Here is a 16,463-nt window from a genome sequence, read left to right as displayed (position 1 = left end):
TGGCTCAGTCCGGCCGGCCGTACACCGCCACGACGACGCTGCGGTCCAGACTGTTGGCCGACCAGACGCCGATGGCGGTGTTGGCGCAGTCCGACATGGTCGACCATGCCTGCGGGTCAGCGTGCCACAGCCGCAGGACCTCGAGACCGCTGATCGCCAGCGCCGGGTTGATCGCGACCGTTTCGGCGACCGGCCCGTGAAATCCGGCGGCGTCGGCGCGGCTCTGCGGAGTGGAGCCGTCGGAGCCGAGGTGCCCGTCGAGCGCGCGGTCGGCGAGTAGGTTCTCGGTGTGCCACTGCGCTGCCAGCCTCAGTTTCGGGTCGATCCGGATATCCGTACGGCATCCCGTGTCGTAGCGGGCGGCGTAGGCGTTGGCCACGACACTGTCGTTCAGCCGGGAGTTGTCGGCACGCGCGACGGCGCAGGCGCCCGTCGTGAGCGCGCACAGGACCGTGAACACCGCCCACAGGGTGAGCAGGTTCCGCGTCGTCGTGAGGTCGCGGGCGGCGGTCATGGCGGTGGGGGGCGGTAGCCCGCAGCCGAGTTCCGGAGTTGCCAGATCTGAGCGGGGCACAGTTCGTTGACCGCCTGGGTGATGAGGTAGGACGCTTGATAGTCGTCAGGATTGGCGAAGTCGGTCTTGACGTCCCCCATCAACTGGGGATAGGTCCGACCTGCCGTGACGGCGTCGCACAGGCGTCGCCCGTAGGCCAGGGCGTCGTCGGCGTTGGCGAAGTGATACCCCGGCCGCACGGTGACGTTGACGAGATAGGCGACGGCGTCAGCACCCGCCGATGGTGAGAGCACCAGCGCGGCAGCGACAGTCAGCGCGGCCGCGCCCCCTCTCACACCGGTTCGAAGTTGGAGACCAGCCACCGGTCACCGACCCTGTCGAGCGTCACCCGAACACTGGACGCGGTGTTGGTCGGCGCCGCACCGTCGATCGTCAATGCCTGGTTCACCGCCAGCAGGACCACCGCGTGGCCTTCAGAGGCAGACACAGATGCCGCTGCCGGTACCGTCGCCACCGCGGTGATCTTCTGTTGCTTGGCGCCCTGCGCGACGACGTCGGTGACCAGCTTCGTGTACTCGTCGCGGAAGTTGTCGGTGAGCCGATCGGCGGCGGCGCCGAGATCCGCGTCGACGGTGTCCGGTCGGTACGACAGCATCGCGATGGCGCTGTCGGTGGCGGCGCGCACCGATTCGGTCGTGGCCGTCTCCGCCGATCGGACCGTGTGGTCCTGCCACTTGAGGAAGGCAGCCGCCAGGGTAAACAGCAGCGCCAGAGCGGGTAGGAGGCCGTAGGCGAGGAGCCGTGGCCACCGGCGCGATCTGCCCTCTGCGGCAACGGTTTCCGCCGTGTCTCGCCCGTCATCGGTAGTGGCTCCGGTGTCGTCGGTGTCGTCGGCCACCTGCTCGACGATATCCAGGGTCATGGGCGGCTCCTCGCTGATCAGTCGGGTGCTCACGGCACGAACTCGACGTTGGACACCTTGGTGGTGTGATCGACGTCCTGCAGGCTGATGCGCAGTCGCCAGCCCCGGGGTGGCTGCTGCGGCGCGGCGGCAGTCGACGTCTTCATCGACACCGTGACCAGGACCTCGGCGTGATCGTCGGATGCCGAGAGCAGACCGGCTTCTGTGACGGTGCCTTCCGACGACGACTGGACCTTCTTCACGACGTCGACGAAGGGCTGCGACCGCTGCTGGAAGTCGTCGCGGAACGTCCCGGTCGCGGAGTCGAGGATCCGTTGCACATCGGCCTCGGCCTGGGTGTAGCTGATGGTGGTGAAATTGATCGCGGCCTGCCGAGCCACCTGAACGTAGTCATCCCGTCGCGTCTGGGATTCGTGTGCCCGGTGATCCCGGAAGCCGAACCACCCCACCAGAGCACCGGTCGCGGCGACGACGACGATGCCTGCGGCGACGGCGGTCCGGAGGCCGAGCCATCCGGCGCGGGGTCCACCGGTCTCCTGAGGCGGGGAGTCGTCGCGGTCCTCGCCGGGTGCGGTGTCGGCGGCGGTCTCGGTCACGGTGTCGGGGGGATCAGCATGTTCTGCCATGTCTTGCCTTTCGGGCCTTCTGCGAGGTCGGACTGGGTATGGGGCCGGCCATCCGGACCGATGTAGGTCCCGGTGGCCGGGTCGTAGGGCACCAGGGCGACCGGCGGTGCGGACGTCTGCGGTGGCGCGGCCGGTGGCGCACCTGCGGGTGGCGGCGCGTCGGTGCCCGGCCAGGGCACGCCGGGCGCGTACTGCGGCACGCCCTGTCCGGTGATGGTGGCGTTCGGGTCACCCTTCCAGTTGAACCCGTCGTTGAGCGGCACGTACTGTTCGTCGCTCTCGCACATCTCGACCGTCGGGGCGCGCTTGGCGGGATTGTTCTCGCACGGAATGTTGCGCACGCCACGGACATTCAGCGACGAGTCCTGGGGAACGCGGCAGTACAGTTCGCCGGCCGGCCTTTCCGGATAGTCCTGTTCGGCCGGGGAGCGTTGCTGCTGCACCGGCAGGAATCCGGTGTTGCACGGTGGCGGCAGGTTCAGGTTCAGATTGAAGTCCAGATAGATTCCGCGGTAGTCCTGTTTGGTTCCCGAGTTGGGCAGCGCGATCGCCGACATGACCGCCGTCCCCTGCGGATAGAGCACCAGGAGCTGCTCGATGTCGGCCCGATAGGTGACCGCGATCTCGCCGAGACTGACCATGTTGGCCAGCAGCACGGGAAGAGCGGGTGCGACGCGGTCGAACAGCGCCTTGCCCTCGGCCAGCGCCGGACCGCCGACGGTGAGCAGGTCGGCGAACGCGGTGTCCTGGGCCTGCAGCTGCCCGGTGATGGACCGGACCCGCTGGGCCCAGGTCGCGATCGAATCGGCGGTGCGCGCCTGGGAGTCGAGCACCGGGGGTGACTGATCGATCAGCGCGGTGATCGGGTCGACGTTCTTGCCCGCCTCGATCGCCAACGCGCTCGATCCGTCCACGATTCGCGACAGCTCGGGGCCGAGGCCGGCGACCGCGGTGGCGGCCTCGTCGACGACAGTCTTCAGATTGTCGGGCGGAATCGCCCTCAGCGCGGTGTTGGTCGCACCGAGTAGCTGACCGATGTCGGGGGGAACCTGCACCTGCGCGGCGGGGATGACATCACCGTCGCGCAACGTCGCCGGTGCCGCGCCGCCCCCGTCGGAGCGCGGGGTCAATTCGACGAACTGCTCCCCGATGGCCGACCGGCTGTGCACGGCGGCGGACACATCCGCGGGCACGGCCGTGCTGGAATCGAGTGTGAGCACTGCGCGCACTCCGCCAGGGGTCACGTCGATCGAGGTCACCCGCCCGATCTCGGAGCCGCGATACGTCACGACCGACGACTCGTAGAGTCCTCCGGTGGCGGGCATGTCGAGGGTCACTTCGTATCGGCCGACACCGAGCAACGCCGGCACCTGCACGACACCGAAAGCCATGATGCCGCCCGCGACGACGGTGATCGTCGCGAGAATGGTCAGCTGGATCCATACGGTGCGGGGCAGACGGATCATCAGTACGCCCCCCACCGGTACGGAGCGACGAGCGGGTTACCCGCGGTGTAAGGGCTCGGCATCTGACCGATCGTGCGGCCCCACTGCATCTCGAGTTCGGTGAGGTTTCCCTCCCACCTCGTTCCGGTGAACAGGCCGCTGTCCAACCGGCTCAGCGTCAGATCTATGACGAGGGTGATGTTGGCGAAATCGCCCCGAAACCAGTTGGCCACAGTGCTTTTCACCCACGGATACGTCGACAGGAAATCCAGACCCCTGGTCAGGGCAGGGCCTGCATCGGCCAGCTCGCGAAAGACCGGCGCGATACTGCGGAGGTTGGCGACCAGGTCCTCCCGGGTCTGGGTGATCGTGGAGGTGGCGATCGCGCTGAACTTGCCCACGGCGTCGATGGCGTCCACGAGATGGGCGCGCTGCTCGGCGAGGACGGCCAACGCCTGCGGAATGGTGGTCAGCGCACGCTCGACGGTCGGATCCTTCTCGGCGACCTGGCCGGCCAGCGCGTTCAACCGCTCGGTGGCGTGGATGATGTCGTCGGTCTGCGCGTTGAGGCGGGTGACGAAGGTGTCGAGCTGAGTCAGCAGGCTGCGCATCTCGTCCTCGCGGCCGGCGAGCGCCGTGGCGAAGGCCTGGTTGATCTCCTGCAGCTGCCCGATTCCGCCGCCGTTGAGCAGGATCGACACCGAGGCCAGGGTCTGTTCTGTGGTCGGGTACGTGGCCGCCGCGGACAGCGGGATGACCGACCCGTCCTTCAGTTCTCCCTCCGGCCGTGCGTCGGTGGGTGGGGCCAGCTCGATGTGCATGGAGCCCAGCAGGCTCGTCTGCCCGACCTTCGCTGTCGCATTGGCAGGCAGGTGGACGTCACCGTTGATGCGCATTGTCACCAGTGCATGCCAGTCCTGCACCTCGATCTTGGTGACGTTTCCGACGTTGACGTCCGCGACCCGCACGCGGGTGTTCTGCTGGATCACCACGACGTCAGGCAGCTGCGCCTGGATCGTGTAGGTGTTCGCCCCGTCGCCTTCGGTACCCGGCAGGCTCAGCGAGTTCAGTCCGCGCCATTGGCAGCCCGGCACCGCCAGCAGCACCGCGGTGGCGGCCAGAGCCACCAGCACACGGCTCACGGCGATCCGCCCGGGGGGGCGGGTACCGCGAACAGACCCGGCAGGCCGAGCGCCGGATCGGTGGAGATGGCGGGGCCGGGCACCGGCTGCGGGGGTGCATCCGGTCTGAGCCGGTCCTCGCTGTAGGTGATCTCGTTCGGGCGCGCTGCGGCGCCGACGAAGGGGTTCACTCCCAGCGGCGGGAAGTTGTACTGACGGTTCTTGATGATCGGCGCCAGGTACTGCACGCACAGCTTCGACGATTGTTCCCAGCCCCTGCGCGACGCGGCTTCGATTGCGCTGCAGATGAACTGAACTGTGTCGGCGAAATTGACCGGTGCGAGGATGCCGGTGACGGCGCTCTGCGCCGGCTGGTAGATGTTCATGAAGTTCTGGAACACCGTCGGCGCGATGTGCAGGACCTGTTTGACGTCACCGCGGCTGTCGTTGAGAGCGGTGGTGATGGCGGCCAAACGATCGACGGTGACGCCGAGGTTCTCCCGGTTGTCGGCGACGAAGCTTCGTAGGTCGTTGACGGCACCGTCGAGACTGTGGGTCGCGTCGGCGAACTCGTTGGGCGAATTGGACAGCAACGTCGACACCTCGGCGAGATTGGTGTTGAACGCGGCGAGCAGGTCACTGCTCGACGTCAGGGCGGACACCAGTAGTTGCAGGTTGCGTACGGTGCTGAAGATGTCGGTGCTGTGATCCCCCAGGGCCGAGATCGCCTGCGACAGCTTGATGATGGTGTCTCGTGCGGTGGCACCCTGACCGCGCAGGTTGGCCGCCGCGGTGTTGACGAACTCGCCGACCGCGCTGGCGCCTCCCGGGGTCGTGGGCTGCAGCGCGGCGGTCAGCTTCTCCAACTGGTCACGGAAGTCGTCCCATTCGACGGGCACGGCCGTGCGGTCGAGGGGGATCGTCGAACCGGGCGACAAGGTCGGTCCACCTGAATACGCGGGAACCAACTGGATCGCGCGCGCGGTCACCAGCGATGGCGACAGGATCGCCGCCTTGGCATCCGCGGGCACCGGATAGTCGGAATCGACAGAGAAGGTGACCTTCGTCTGCGTGGGCTGCGGTTCGATGCGGTCGATGGTGCCGACGGCAACACCGAGGATGCGAACCTCGTCGCCGGTGTAGAGACCGTTGGCGTTCGCGAACAACGCGGTGAAGGTGTTCTCGCTGACGCGGTTCCACCACGGCGTGGCCACGACGGTCGCTGCGACGGTGAGGATGAGCACCAGGGTGGCCGCGAGCGCGATGCGCGCGGCCCGCATGTGCTTGGTCATCAGTTGCCCCCATCGGGCGCCGGCGGGGGAATCGTCGGTGCCGGTGCGGGACCGGACGCCGCGGGCGGCCCGGGTGGCGGACCGCCAGGAGCCGGTGCGGGTAGCGGCTCGCGATAGGGATAGCGCGGGTCGCCGGGCTTGCCGGTGATCGCGTCGGGCAGGGTGAGATTGGGGTCGCCGCCCTGCCCGGTCCGGGGATACGGCACCGGCAACGGCGGGGTGCCCGGCTGACCGATCGGCGGGTCGACCAGCTGAGACGGGGCGAGCACATTCGGGTCGAGACCGAGGTCGGAGAACGCGGCGTCGATGAAGGGTTGGGCGAACTGGCCGGGCGCGAGGTTGACCACCGAAGCCTTGAAAAACGGGCCCGACCCGAGAACCTCGCCGAACGACATGGCGTAGCGGCGGAGCAGGTAAAGGGTGCGCTGCAATTCCTGCTTGCGATTGTCGAGGATGCCCAGCACGCCGTTGAGCTTGTCGGTGGCGGGCTTGAGCGCCTCCCGGTTGTCGGCGACCAGCCCTGAGATCTCGTGCGAGGCGGCTGTCACGTTCGTCATGAGCGCGTCGATCGAATTCCGCTGGGACAGCAGCTCGGCGAGAAGCGAATTCGTGTTGGCGACGAGTGCGGCGATCTGATCGCTGCGCTTGGCGAGTACGCCGGTGACCGCGTTGGCGTTGGCCAGCAGACTCCGCAACTGAGCGTCCCGGGCGTTGAGGGTCTCGGAGAACCGGGCGGTACCGTCGAGCGCCATGCGCAGTTCCGGTGGCGTATCGGCGAAGGTCTGCGCAAGTGTGCTCAGCGACGCCGACAGCTGGGTGGTGTCCAGCCCACTGATGGCGGTGGTGAGGTCACCGAGCGCGGTGGGTAGATCGTAGGGAGACACCGTGCGCTCCACCGGGATCGGACCCGTCAGCGTGCCCTCACCGCGCGGTGTCACCTCGAGCATCTTCGTGCCGAGCACCGTCTCGGTCTTGATGGCGGCTTCTGTGCGGTCACCGAGTTCGACATCGTCGCGAACGGTGAAGTCCACGCGTACCCGCGTCCCGTCGAGCGCGACATCGGACACGTCGCCGACCTGCAGACCAGACACCTGGACCTTGCTGCCCGGCTTGATACCGCCGGCTTCGGCGAAGTAGGCGGTGTAGTCAGATGTGCCCTTGATGAAGGGCAATTTGTCGTAGGAGAAGGTCGCGATCACCGCGGCGACCAGAATCAGAACGCCGACGGCGCCGACGACGTGCCGGTTGCGGTCGGCGAGTGGCTTGAGCCGGGGGACCCTGAGAAGCACTTTCAGACGCGTCATTTCGGTGTGCACCGTCCCGAGACCTGGTCGGCGAGCTTGACGTAGACCGGTTCGCCGCCCTTGCCGTTCACCTTCAGGACCGCGTCGCACAGATAGAAGCCGAAGTAGTCGCCGTAGAGGCCGTTGCGAGCCAGTACCTGGTAGGCGTCGGGCAGGGTCTTGACCAGGTCGTCGACATAGTCGTGATCGGCCATGATCTGGCCGGAGAACCGATCCGTCTGGGTGACCGCCTCCTTGATCGGCGGCCGGGCTTCGGCGAAGAAATCGGCGACGGTGCCGGCGGCGGCGTTGACGTAGGCCGTTCCCGTCACGATGTCGGACCGCCGCTCGGCAAGGGCCTGGGTGAGTTCGGCAAGCTTGCCCAGCCCTTCGGAGAACTGGTCGTCGTGCGCGGCGAACGTATCGAGGACGGTGTTGAGGTTGGTGATCACCTGACCGATCAGCTCATCGCGACCGGCCAAGGTCGACGTGAGCGCCGAGGTCTGCGCCAGCACCGAGGCGATCGTGCCGCCCTGGCCTTGAAAAACCTTGAGTAGCTCGCCGGAGAGGGCGTTGACCTGGTCAGGGTCGAGTGCGCGGAACAGCGGCCGGAATCCGCCGATCAAGGCGTCGACGTCGAGGGCGGGCGATGTGCGGGACAGCGGAATCTGCTGTCCCGCTGACAATGTCCGCGGCGATCCGGGTCCTTCCTCGAGCGCCAGGTACCGGTCTCCGATCAGGTTCTCGTAGCGCACCGCGGCCCGGGTGCCTTCGGTGAGTGTCAGCTTGTCGTCGATCGCGAAATCGACGGTGACGGTGCCGTCTTTGTGCAGGGTCAGGTTCTTCACCTTGCCGACCTCCACACCGGCGATGCGCACGAAGTTGCCGCCTTTGAGGCCTGACACATTGGTGAACACCGCGCTGTAGGTGGTGCGCGGATCGAACCGGAACTGACCGAAGACGGTGACCAACGCGAACATGAAGGCCAGGCACAGCGCGATGAAGAGCGCCACGCGTTTGAGGCCGCGCGGTGTCCTGCGTGTCATGGCTGGCTCCCGTCGGGTGGCGGTGCGGTGGCAGGCGGAGGTGGGGGTGGGCCCGGCGGTGGCAGGGGCCCCGGCGCGGGGCCGCCGGGGTACCGGATGCGCGGTGGTTCGGGGATGGCCTTGGTCACCGGGAAGTAGTTCGCGATACCCGGGAAGCCGATGCCGGGATTCGGTCGCACATCCAGGCCGGTACCGAATCCCGTGTCGGTCACCAGATACTTGACCGGAAAGTTCTTGCTGACGTCTGGCAGCGATCCGCAGCTGGGCCGTCCGCCCGGTCCGCCCGTCGCGTTGACCCGCGGGAGGTTGTCGGGGTAGCGGTAGGGGTCGTCGCCGGCCAGCAGCGCCGCATCCATGACAACGGATTTGCCGTTGCCGCCCAACGCGTCTCGGCCGCCGTTCTCGAGGAACCACTGGGCGCCCTCGAACAGGCAGGTGTAGGTCGCCGAATACTTATCAAGGAGCCCGGTGGTCGGTACGAGCAGGTTCAGCATGCGCACCAGGTTCGGCTGGTTGCCGGCGAGCAGGCTGGTGCCCGACTGTGAGAAGCCGACGGCAGACAACAGCAGGTCGTCGAGGGCCTTCGCGTTCGCGCTGATCGTCGTGCTGGTGGTGGAGAACGAGTCGAGTGCTGCCAGGATGTCCTGTGCTGCACCGGAATAGGCGTCGGCTGTGGCGCCGAACAGCTGCCAGTCCCGCTGGACGGTGGGCATCCGCGGGTTCATTGCGAGCAGCACCCTGTTGGTGTCGGTGATCGCTTGCCCGATCGTGGCGCCCTTGCCGCGCACGGCTTCGCCGACCGCGGAGAGCACCGCGTTGAGCTTCGCGGGATCGATCGCCTGCATCACCGATTGCAGATTCTGGAAGACCGTGTTGACCTCGACCGTCACGTTGCGGGAGTGCAGAACGGAATTGCGCTTCAGGGTCTGGGCGCTGGCTCCTTGAGGCGGCACGATCAAATCGACGTACTTGGCTCCGAATGCTGTGCTGGCCTTGATTTCGGCCTCGATGTTGGCCGGCATGAGCGCAAACGGCTCGGGATCGATCTTCAACGTGAGTGTGGACAGATCCGTGCCGTGCGGGTCGGTGCGAACTCCGATGGCGTCGACGACCCCCACCTGCACGCCGCGCATCTTGACCTTCGCGCCGTTCTCCATCACCAAGCCGGACCGGTCGGAGACCAGGGTGAGTGGGACGGTGTCGCGCAGGGTGCCGTTGAACAGCAGGACGGTCACCGCGACGAGCGCCGTGATCACCACGAGGAGGATGGGCGCAAACCAGATGGGATCGACGGCGTTCCCGCGGCGGGGGGAATTGGTGCGCTCGGTGTTCACGGTCGTCATCCCGACAGATGGAAATTGCCGGACTGTCCGTACACGGACAGCGTGATGGTCAGGAGGATGAACACCCCGGCGGTGATGGAGGTGCGCACGGCCCGTCCGACCGCTTCGCCCACCCCGGCGGGGCCGCCCGAGGCTGTGAACCCGTAGTAGGTGTGTATCGCCATGACCGCCGCCGCCATCGCCAGTGCCTCGGTGAACGACCACAGGAGATCAGTGGGGTGCAGGAACGTCGTGAAGTAATGGTCGTACACGCCGCGTGACTGTCCGTAGATCATGGTCGTGCCGAATCGCGTGGCCAGGAACGACATCAGCACGGCAACGGTGTAAATCGGGATCACCGCGCAGATTCCCGCGACGATGCGCGTCGAGGCGAGATAGGTCACGGAGCGGATCCCCATCACCTCCAGCGCGTCGATCTCCTCGTTGATCCGCATGGCGCCGAGCTGAGCCGTTGCTCCAGCGCCGATCGTCGCGGCCAGCGCGACCCCCGCGGTGGCGGGCGCGATGAATCGGACGTTGAGGAAGGCGCCGAGGAATCCGGTCAGGGCCTCGATTCCGACATTGGACAGGGTGTTGTAGCCCTGGACGGCGATGAGGGCTCCGGTGGTCAGTGTGAGGAAGCCGACGATCACGACGGTGCCGCCGATGACTGCCAATGCCCCGGTGCCCATCCCCATGACCGCGATCAGTCGCAGGACCTCGCCCGGGTAGCGGCGCACGGCGTCCACTGTCGAAACGAGCGCGGTCCCGTAGAACGCGGTCTGCTCACCCAGCCGGCGGGTGGCGCCGACCGTCCTGCCTGCGAGGTCGCCGACGATCGAGGGGTCCCGGTCCTCGACGGCGGTCATGGCGCGACCTTCACGCCGAACGCAGTGGACACGATGTTGATCAGGAACAGTGCCATGAACGCGAAGACGACCGTCTCGTTGACCGCGTTGCCCACGGCGGTGGGCCCGCCCCCGACGGAAAGGCCTTTGTAGCAGGCGATCAACCCCGCCGAGAGGCCGAACAGCAGCGCCTTGACCAGTGACACGATCACCTGCGGAAGGCCGGTCAGCAGGGTCATGCCCGCAACGAAGGCGCCGGGTGTGACGTCCTGGACGAACACGACGAAGAAATAGCTGCCCGCGAGTCCGATGACGGCGACCACCGAATACAGCATCAGCGCAACGAATGTCGCGGCGATCACCCGGGGCACCACGAGCGCTTGGATCGGATTGACACCGATGACCTTCAGCGCGTCGATCTCTTCGCGGATCGTGCGCGCCCCCAGATCCGCGCACATCGCGGTCGCGCCCGCTCCGGACACCACGATCGCCGTGACCACGGGTCCCACCTGTGTGACGGACGCGAGCGCCGCGCCCGCGCCGGACAGATCGCCCGCTCCGACCTCGATGAGCACGATGTTGAGCGTGAAGACGATCAGCACCGTGTAGGGGATCGACAGCACGACTGTGGGGACGATCGACACGCGAGCGACAAACCAGATCTGTTCGATCAACTCCCGTGACGCGAACGGGCGACGGAACATCGAGGCGATCGTCTCCCCGGCGAGCACGAAGAAATCTCCAAGGGCGAGCGTCGGTTTGGACCAGGCCGCTGCAAGTCCCACGTTCACCCCTTCCTGGCCGATCCCGGGGCTCGGACGTTAGGAAGGGGTGAATTAGCTGTCAACCACAGTGGCGCAGTGAACGCCAACGTCAATAGGGTGAACAGCCAGGTCGGCGGGTTAACAAGAGTTCACGTCAGCTCGATCGGATCACGGTGAGCCGAACTGTCGAGTGTTCAGTCGGAGAGCTGGGATATCCATTCCGCCGGATTGCGCCGCGCGCCGCGGTTGTACGGCAACCGGGCCAAGACGTTGGCCATTGCGCACGTGTTGCTCACCGCCGCGAAGGTCAGCCCGCCCCCGATGGCGGCCGCCACCCACTTGAGCTGCGGGACGACTACGCTTCCGAGAACCGATGACAGCACGATCGAACCGGCGACCAGCCGCACCTGCCGCTCGAGTTCCCATCGCTGGCGGCCCCGATCCACCGCGAAACCCTGCTTTTCCCAGCCGAGAAGGCCGTCGCGAACCACGCGGCCGTCGGCGAGCCCCCCGGCCTTCAGGACGTCGGCCGCCTGGGCTGCCCGCTGCCCGGATCGGCAGACGAGGGCGACCTGGCCGTCGAGCGCGGCGACCACCTCGTCACGGTGGGCTCTGAGGACGTCGAGCGGCACGTTGACCGAACCGGGTATGTGCGCTGACTCGAACTCGGCCGGGGTCCTCACGTCGATGATCCGTGGCGCAGACGGTGTCTGCAGAAGGTCGGACAACTCTGCTGTGCTCCACTGGGTCGGTGCGCTCATGGGTCAGTCCCTCCGAGGTGTCGGTTCAGGTCGTGTTGGGGCGGTACCCGCCCGTCGCGACGCGACAAGCCCCTACGCTCACCGTGATCAGAAGTCCTCGAGTTCGGCGGCGGTGGCGCCCACTGCGCGCACCACGTCCGTCGTGACCTCGGCGAACGACCGCTGTTCGCCCTCGGTGATCCACTGCGCGAACGCAATACCGAACGCCATCACCGCGAGATGGGCCGCGACGTCGGCCGCCAGCGGTTCGACGCCGCGGGACCGGAGCTCGTCGGCCAGGGTGCGACCGAGGTAGGCGAGCTTGAGCGCTTCGCGTTCCTGCAGCGCGGGATTGTCGTCGATCACCGACTGCCGCAGCCGGGAGTGGGAGCGGCGTTCGTCGTCGAAGAACCCTGCAGAGGACCGCAACGCGCGGACTGCCAAGTCTGTGGCCGACGCATCCGCTGGCGCGTCAGTGAGCCCTGCGATGAAGGCGTCGGTCAACGCCTGCTGCCCGTGGAACAGCACTTCGCGTTTGTCGGTGAAGTGGCGGAAGAACGTCCGCTCGGTGAGGCCGACGGCCTGCGCGATGTCACCTGCCGTCGTCTGCTCGTACCCGCGGGCCGCGAACAACTCCAGCGCGGCGTCCTGTAGCCGCTCCGCAGTGCCCGGCTCCCACCTCGCCATATGCCGCAGTCTAGTGATGACAGTGACTGACTTCGAGTGTACGGTCGAAGTCAGTAACTGACATCACTCGAACAAGGGGTCACCATGCACGTGTTCATCACCGGAGCGTCCGGGTGGATCGGCAGCGCCGTCGTCGACGAACTGCTGGCCACCGGCCACACCGTCAGCGGCCTGGCCCGCTCCGATGCCTCCGCCGCCGCACTCGACGCGCAAGGGGTGGCCGTCGTACGCGGCGACCTCGACGACCTCGACGCCATCGGGACCGCCGCTCGCACCGCCGACGCCGTCATCCACCTCGCCAACAAGCACGACTGGGCGAACATGGCCGCCACCAACGCCACCGAACGCGCGGCGACACAGGCCATCGGCGACGCGCTCGTCGACACCGGCAAGGCGTTCCTGCTTGCGTCCGGCCTGATGGGCCTCACCGACGGCAGGCCCGCCACGGAAGACGACCCCTCGCCGTTCCTCGGCGCCCAGTCGCCCCGCGGCGGCAGTGAGAACCTGCTGCTCGACTTCGCCGAGCGTGGAGTCCGCTCCGTCGCGCTGCGGTTCTCGCCCACCACGCACGGCACCGGCGACCACGGCTTCATCAACCGGCTGTGCGAGATCGCGCGCGAGCGTGGGGTGTCGGGATATCCAGCTGACGGGGGCAATCGGTGGGCGGCCGTACACGTCTCCGACGCGGCCCGGATGGTGGTCCTCGGTCTCGAGAAAGCGCCGGCCGGCGCTCGCCTGCATGCCGTGGCCGAAGAGGGCGTGCCCACCACGGTGATCGCCGAGGCGATCGGAGCGGCCTTCGGCCTTCCTGTCGCCGCCATCCCGCCGGACCGCATCGCCGAGCATTACGGCTGGATCGGTGGATTCTTCAGCGCCGATATGGCCGGGACAAGCGTTGCGACACAACATCTTCTGGGCTGGACGCCGACCGGTCCGACGTTGGTCGAGGACATCTCCGGTGGTGCCTACGCGCCGTCCGCCTAGTCGCGACTAGTCGGGGACGGGACGTGACGGTGACGTCTCATCGCGTCTCCCACGATCGGACGCACCCGCCGCCGATTCCGGCCGCGACAGCCGATGCACCAGCTCGCTGCGGGAGTGGACGCCGAGCTTGCGGTAGATGCTGCGGAGGTGCGAGTCGACCGTTTTGGGGCTGACGAAAAGGGCATCGGCGATGGCGCGCTGGGTGATTCCGGTGGCCGCCAGCTCGACGACGCGGTATTCGGCGCTGGTGAGATCGCCCTGGGCCGACAGCACCGGCGCGGCCCTCAACTCGGCGCGGGCGCGGCGGGCCCACAGCGGCGACCCGACTGTGTCGAAAATCCGCACGGCCTCGCGGAAGTCATGCTGCGCCAGCGCCCGTCGGCGACGCCGACGGTGGATCTGGCCGCGGGCGAACAGAGTTCGTGCACGCTCGAACGGCATCGGCAGCCGATCGTGCTGGATCATGGCGTCGGCCAACGCGTTCTCGGCGCCGTGGAGGTCGCCGGTCGCCGCCAGCAGCAGGGCCCGCCCGCGCAGCGCGACGACGAGCATCCAGGCGCGATCCAGCCGACGACCGTTGCGCTCCATCAGGTCGACCAGCGCAGCGGCCTCGGCGGTGCGGCCCAGCCCCACCGTGGCCTCGATGGCGTCGGGGACTCCGCCGGCTATCAAGATCTCCGTAAAATCCGGTTCCGCGAGCAGATGATCGGCATAGGGCTGGAGGGCGTCGATCGCGGCCGCGTAATCACCTAGGGAGACCTCCAGGAAGCCGAGGCTGGCCAGCGCCATCTGGCTCGCCTGCACCGCCCCTGCCCGCTGGCCCACCTCGTAGGCCTCGGAGGCAAGGCGCCGGCATGTGTCGGCGGCACCGGTCTGGGCCGCGTGGTACGCCCTGGTGAGGAGGGCGTTGAACGCGATGAATCCGTCGTCGAGGTGCTGTGCGCCCGTGGCCAACTCGGCGCAGATGTCGGCGGCTGCCTCGTGGTTGCCCCGCCACATCTCGACGAAGGCGAGATGGAAGTCGATGTAGTACAGCTCGCCTTCCTCGCCGAATTCCTGGCACCCCTGCCGGATGTGTTGTAGTCCGGCGAAGGCCTCGTCGAGCTCCCCGGTCCAGGACTGGGCGACCGCGAGCAGGGCCGAAGAGCGGAAGGCCAGCGGGATCGACCGGCTGTCGGCGCCCTCCATCGCCGCCACCTCGCGCAGTGCCCCGAGGTCAACGCCGAGCCCGCACACGCAGTCGATCATCATTCGAAGGCCCAGCGCCTCGACCAACAGCACGGCGCTGCCGAGCAGCTGTGCCTCGTCGGCGGCGGCGCGGACGCAGGCCTGGGCCTCCTGCGGGCGACCCGTGTTGTACAGGCAGTAGGCCAGCAGCACCCGCATCCGGACCGACAATTCGGGATCGTCGTCTGCTTCGGGCGCGTAGCGGACCAGAACGTCACGCGCCTCGCCGAAACCGTTGCCGTAGATCTGGATTCGCGCCAACACCATGGCGGCGCCCGCGCGCTCGGGACCGGCCTTCGCCACGCCCAGCACATCTTGGAGCACCGCCTCGGCGCGAGCGGAATCGCCGGCATCGAAATGTGCTGCCGCCGCACGGATGCGCACAGCCGGATCGTCGTAGCCCAGCGACTCCGCCAAGTCGAGCAGTTCGGCCGCCTCGGCGGGCGCTCCGCGACTCAGTGCGATGTCGGCGGCATCGCTGAGCGCCCGGGTGGTGGCGGCGTCGCCGACGATGGAACCCAGCGCGAGATGGCGCGCCCGCGACTCGAATTCAGGTACCACCTCGGCCAGTCGCCGATGTACCGCGCGCCGGTCCGCGGGGCCGGCGCCGGTGTAGACCGCGTGCGCGAGCAGCGGGTGGACGAATCGGACCCAGTGGCCGGACAGCGTCACAATGTGCAGCGATTCTGCCCTTTCCAGCAGTGTCGCAGTGTGCGTCCTCGGGATGTCGAGGGCCTCGGCCACCAGCTCGACCGTCGCCCTCGTCGCCGCCGCGACGACGAGCAGAACCCGGCGCACCTCTTCGTCGAGAAGGGCGACCCTCGTCCCGACCAGGTCGACCAGTGACGTCGGAACCTGGAGCTGACCGTCGTCGGTCAAGGTCCGGGTGAGTTCGAGCGCGTAAAACGGGTTTCCCCGCGACAATTCGTGAATGCGTGTGAGGGCGCGGCGCGGCACCCGTCGGTGCAGCGCGCTCCCCACGAGGGCGTCGACATCGTCGACCGTGAAGCGTGGCAACGACATGTCGGCCGACCACGCCGTGGTGGCATCGCGCAGCCATGCCGCAGACGGTGAATCCCGATGTCCCGAGCGTACTGTCGCGAGCACACCCATGCCGAGGTCGAGGCGCCGCAGCACGAAGCCGAGCACGAACCCGGTCGAGGCGTCGAGCCACTGGGCGTCATCGACAGCCAGCAGCACCGGATTCTGCCGGGCCAGCGCGGCGAGCACAGTCAGGGTGCCGGAGGCCACGGCGCGGGCGGACACCGGCTCGGCTTGCGCGCTGCCGCGCAGCAGGACGTGGTCGAGCGCGGCTCGCTGCGGAGGGGCCAGGCTGTCGAGCAGAGGTGCGTCGACGTCGTGGAGCAGGTCACCGAGGCCGGCGTAGGCGACCGCCGTCTCGGCCGGCGACGGCCGAGTCCGGAGCAGACGGAAGCCGGAACGCTGCGCTTCGTCGATGATCTCGCGCCACGCAGTGGTCTTGCCGATCCCCGGTTCGCCCTCGATCACCAATAGCGCCGACCGGTCGGCTGCGGCGGACAGAAAGTCCGCGGCGATGCGTTCCTCGGTCGGCCGCTCGACCAATCCCCACACGGCAGCAGAATGGCAGCATTGGTGGCAACTTGCCAGTCGAATGAAGGAA

General features: G+C 67.7%; 16 protein-coding genes. 1 reads left to right on the top strand and 15 read right to left on the bottom strand.

The annotated features are described in order from the left end of the window. Positions 1–4 precede the first annotated feature (4 nt). The 14 genes from ACZY1G_RS22645 to ACZY1G_RS22580 form a co-directional block, all read right to left on the bottom strand. Entirely contained in the window at positions 5–514 is a 510-nt protein-coding gene (locus ACZY1G_RS22645) for a CAP domain-containing protein (RefSeq protein WP_463823680.1), read from the bottom strand. Beyond that, positions 511–849 carry a DUF732 domain-containing protein gene (locus ACZY1G_RS22640; protein ID WP_463817259.1) on the bottom strand — a complete coding sequence of 113 codons (339 nt, stop codon included), beginning with the start codon at positions 847–849 and terminating at the stop codon, positions 511–513. Before ACZY1G_RS22640 ends, ACZY1G_RS22645 begins: the two co-directional genes overlap by 4 nt. Beyond that, positions 846–1,436 (bottom strand): hypothetical protein, encoded by a 591-nt coding sequence (locus ACZY1G_RS22635; protein WP_463823679.1) that lies wholly within the window; start codon positions 1,434–1,436, stop codon positions 846–848. Before ACZY1G_RS22635 ends, ACZY1G_RS22640 begins: the two co-directional genes overlap by 4 nt. A gap of 29 nt (positions 1,437–1,465) precedes the next feature. Next, entirely contained in the window at positions 1,466–2,062 is a 597-nt protein-coding gene (locus ACZY1G_RS22630; protein ID WP_463817256.1) for an Mce protein, read from the bottom strand. Further along, entirely contained in the window at positions 2,029–3,528 is a 1,500-nt protein-coding gene (locus ACZY1G_RS22625) for an MCE family protein (protein ID WP_463823678.1), read from the bottom strand. Before ACZY1G_RS22625 ends, ACZY1G_RS22630 begins: the two co-directional genes overlap by 34 nt. Then, complete coding sequence (locus tag ACZY1G_RS22620; protein WP_463817254.1) at positions 3,528–4,649, bottom strand: virulence factor Mce family protein; 1,122 nt, start codon at positions 4,647–4,649, stop codon at positions 3,528–3,530. Before ACZY1G_RS22620 ends, ACZY1G_RS22625 begins: the two co-directional genes overlap by 1 nt. Continuing rightward, positions 4,646–5,920 carry an MCE family protein gene (locus ACZY1G_RS22615; RefSeq protein WP_463823677.1) on the bottom strand — a complete coding sequence of 425 codons (1,275 nt, stop codon included), beginning with the start codon at positions 5,918–5,920 and terminating at the stop codon, positions 4,646–4,648. The genes ACZY1G_RS22620 and ACZY1G_RS22615 overlap by 4 nt, the downstream gene beginning before the upstream one ends. Next, positions 5,920–7,224 carry an MCE family protein gene (locus ACZY1G_RS22610; protein WP_463823676.1) on the bottom strand — a complete coding sequence of 435 codons (1,305 nt, stop codon included), beginning with the start codon at positions 7,222–7,224 and terminating at the stop codon, positions 5,920–5,922. Before ACZY1G_RS22610 ends, ACZY1G_RS22615 begins: the two co-directional genes overlap by 1 nt. After that, the gene (locus ACZY1G_RS22605; RefSeq protein WP_463817251.1) at positions 7,221–8,249 is read right to left on the bottom strand and encodes an MCE family protein; all 1,029 of its coding nucleotides are present in this window, start codon (positions 8,247–8,249) and stop codon (positions 7,221–7,223) included. Before ACZY1G_RS22605 ends, ACZY1G_RS22610 begins: the two co-directional genes overlap by 4 nt. Further along, entirely contained in the window at positions 8,246–9,592 is a 1,347-nt protein-coding gene (locus tag ACZY1G_RS22600; RefSeq protein WP_463817250.1) for an MCE family protein, read from the bottom strand. Before ACZY1G_RS22600 ends, ACZY1G_RS22605 begins: the two co-directional genes overlap by 4 nt. Beyond that, positions 9,589–10,440 carry an ABC transporter permease gene (locus tag ACZY1G_RS22595; protein ID WP_463817249.1) on the bottom strand — a complete coding sequence of 284 codons (852 nt, stop codon included), beginning with the start codon at positions 10,438–10,440 and terminating at the stop codon, positions 9,589–9,591. The genes ACZY1G_RS22600 and ACZY1G_RS22595 overlap by 4 nt, the downstream gene beginning before the upstream one ends. Next, positions 10,437–11,123: an MlaE family ABC transporter permease gene (locus tag ACZY1G_RS22590; protein WP_463817751.1), complete on the bottom strand. Its 687-nt coding sequence runs from the start codon at positions 11,121–11,123 to the stop codon at positions 10,437–10,439. Before ACZY1G_RS22590 ends, ACZY1G_RS22595 begins: the two co-directional genes overlap by 4 nt. A 254-nt stretch (positions 11,124–11,377) precedes the next feature. Next, a complete protein-coding gene (locus ACZY1G_RS22585) occupies positions 11,378–11,944 on the bottom strand; it encodes a rhodanese-like domain-containing protein (protein WP_463823675.1) in 567 nt (188 codons plus the stop codon). Positions 11,945–12,031: 87 nt separating this feature from the next. Beyond that, positions 12,032–12,610, bottom strand: coding sequence for a TetR/AcrR family transcriptional regulator (locus tag ACZY1G_RS22580; RefSeq protein WP_463817247.1), 579 nt, complete (start codon positions 12,608–12,610; stop codon positions 12,032–12,034). 84 nt (positions 12,611–12,694) lie between these two features. Between ACZY1G_RS22580 and ACZY1G_RS22575 the strand changes: the two genes are divergently transcribed. Beyond that, on the top strand, positions 12,695–13,594 hold the full coding sequence (locus tag ACZY1G_RS22575; RefSeq protein ID WP_463823674.1) for an SDR family oxidoreductase: 900 nt from the start codon (positions 12,695–12,697) through the stop codon (positions 13,592–13,594). Between the two features lie 6 nt (positions 13,595–13,600). On the opposite strand, the gene ACZY1G_RS22570 is transcribed toward ACZY1G_RS22575, so the two are convergent. Next, positions 13,601–16,414, bottom strand: coding sequence for a LuxR C-terminal-related transcriptional regulator (locus tag ACZY1G_RS22570; RefSeq protein ID WP_463823673.1), 2,814 nt, complete (start codon positions 16,412–16,414; stop codon positions 13,601–13,603). Between the last annotated feature and the right edge of the window lie 49 nt (positions 16,415–16,463).

The sequence above is a fragment of the Mycobacterium sp. IDUB_5 genome (genome assembly GCF_055419565.1).
This window is presented reverse-complemented; position numbering and strand designations above follow the sequence as displayed.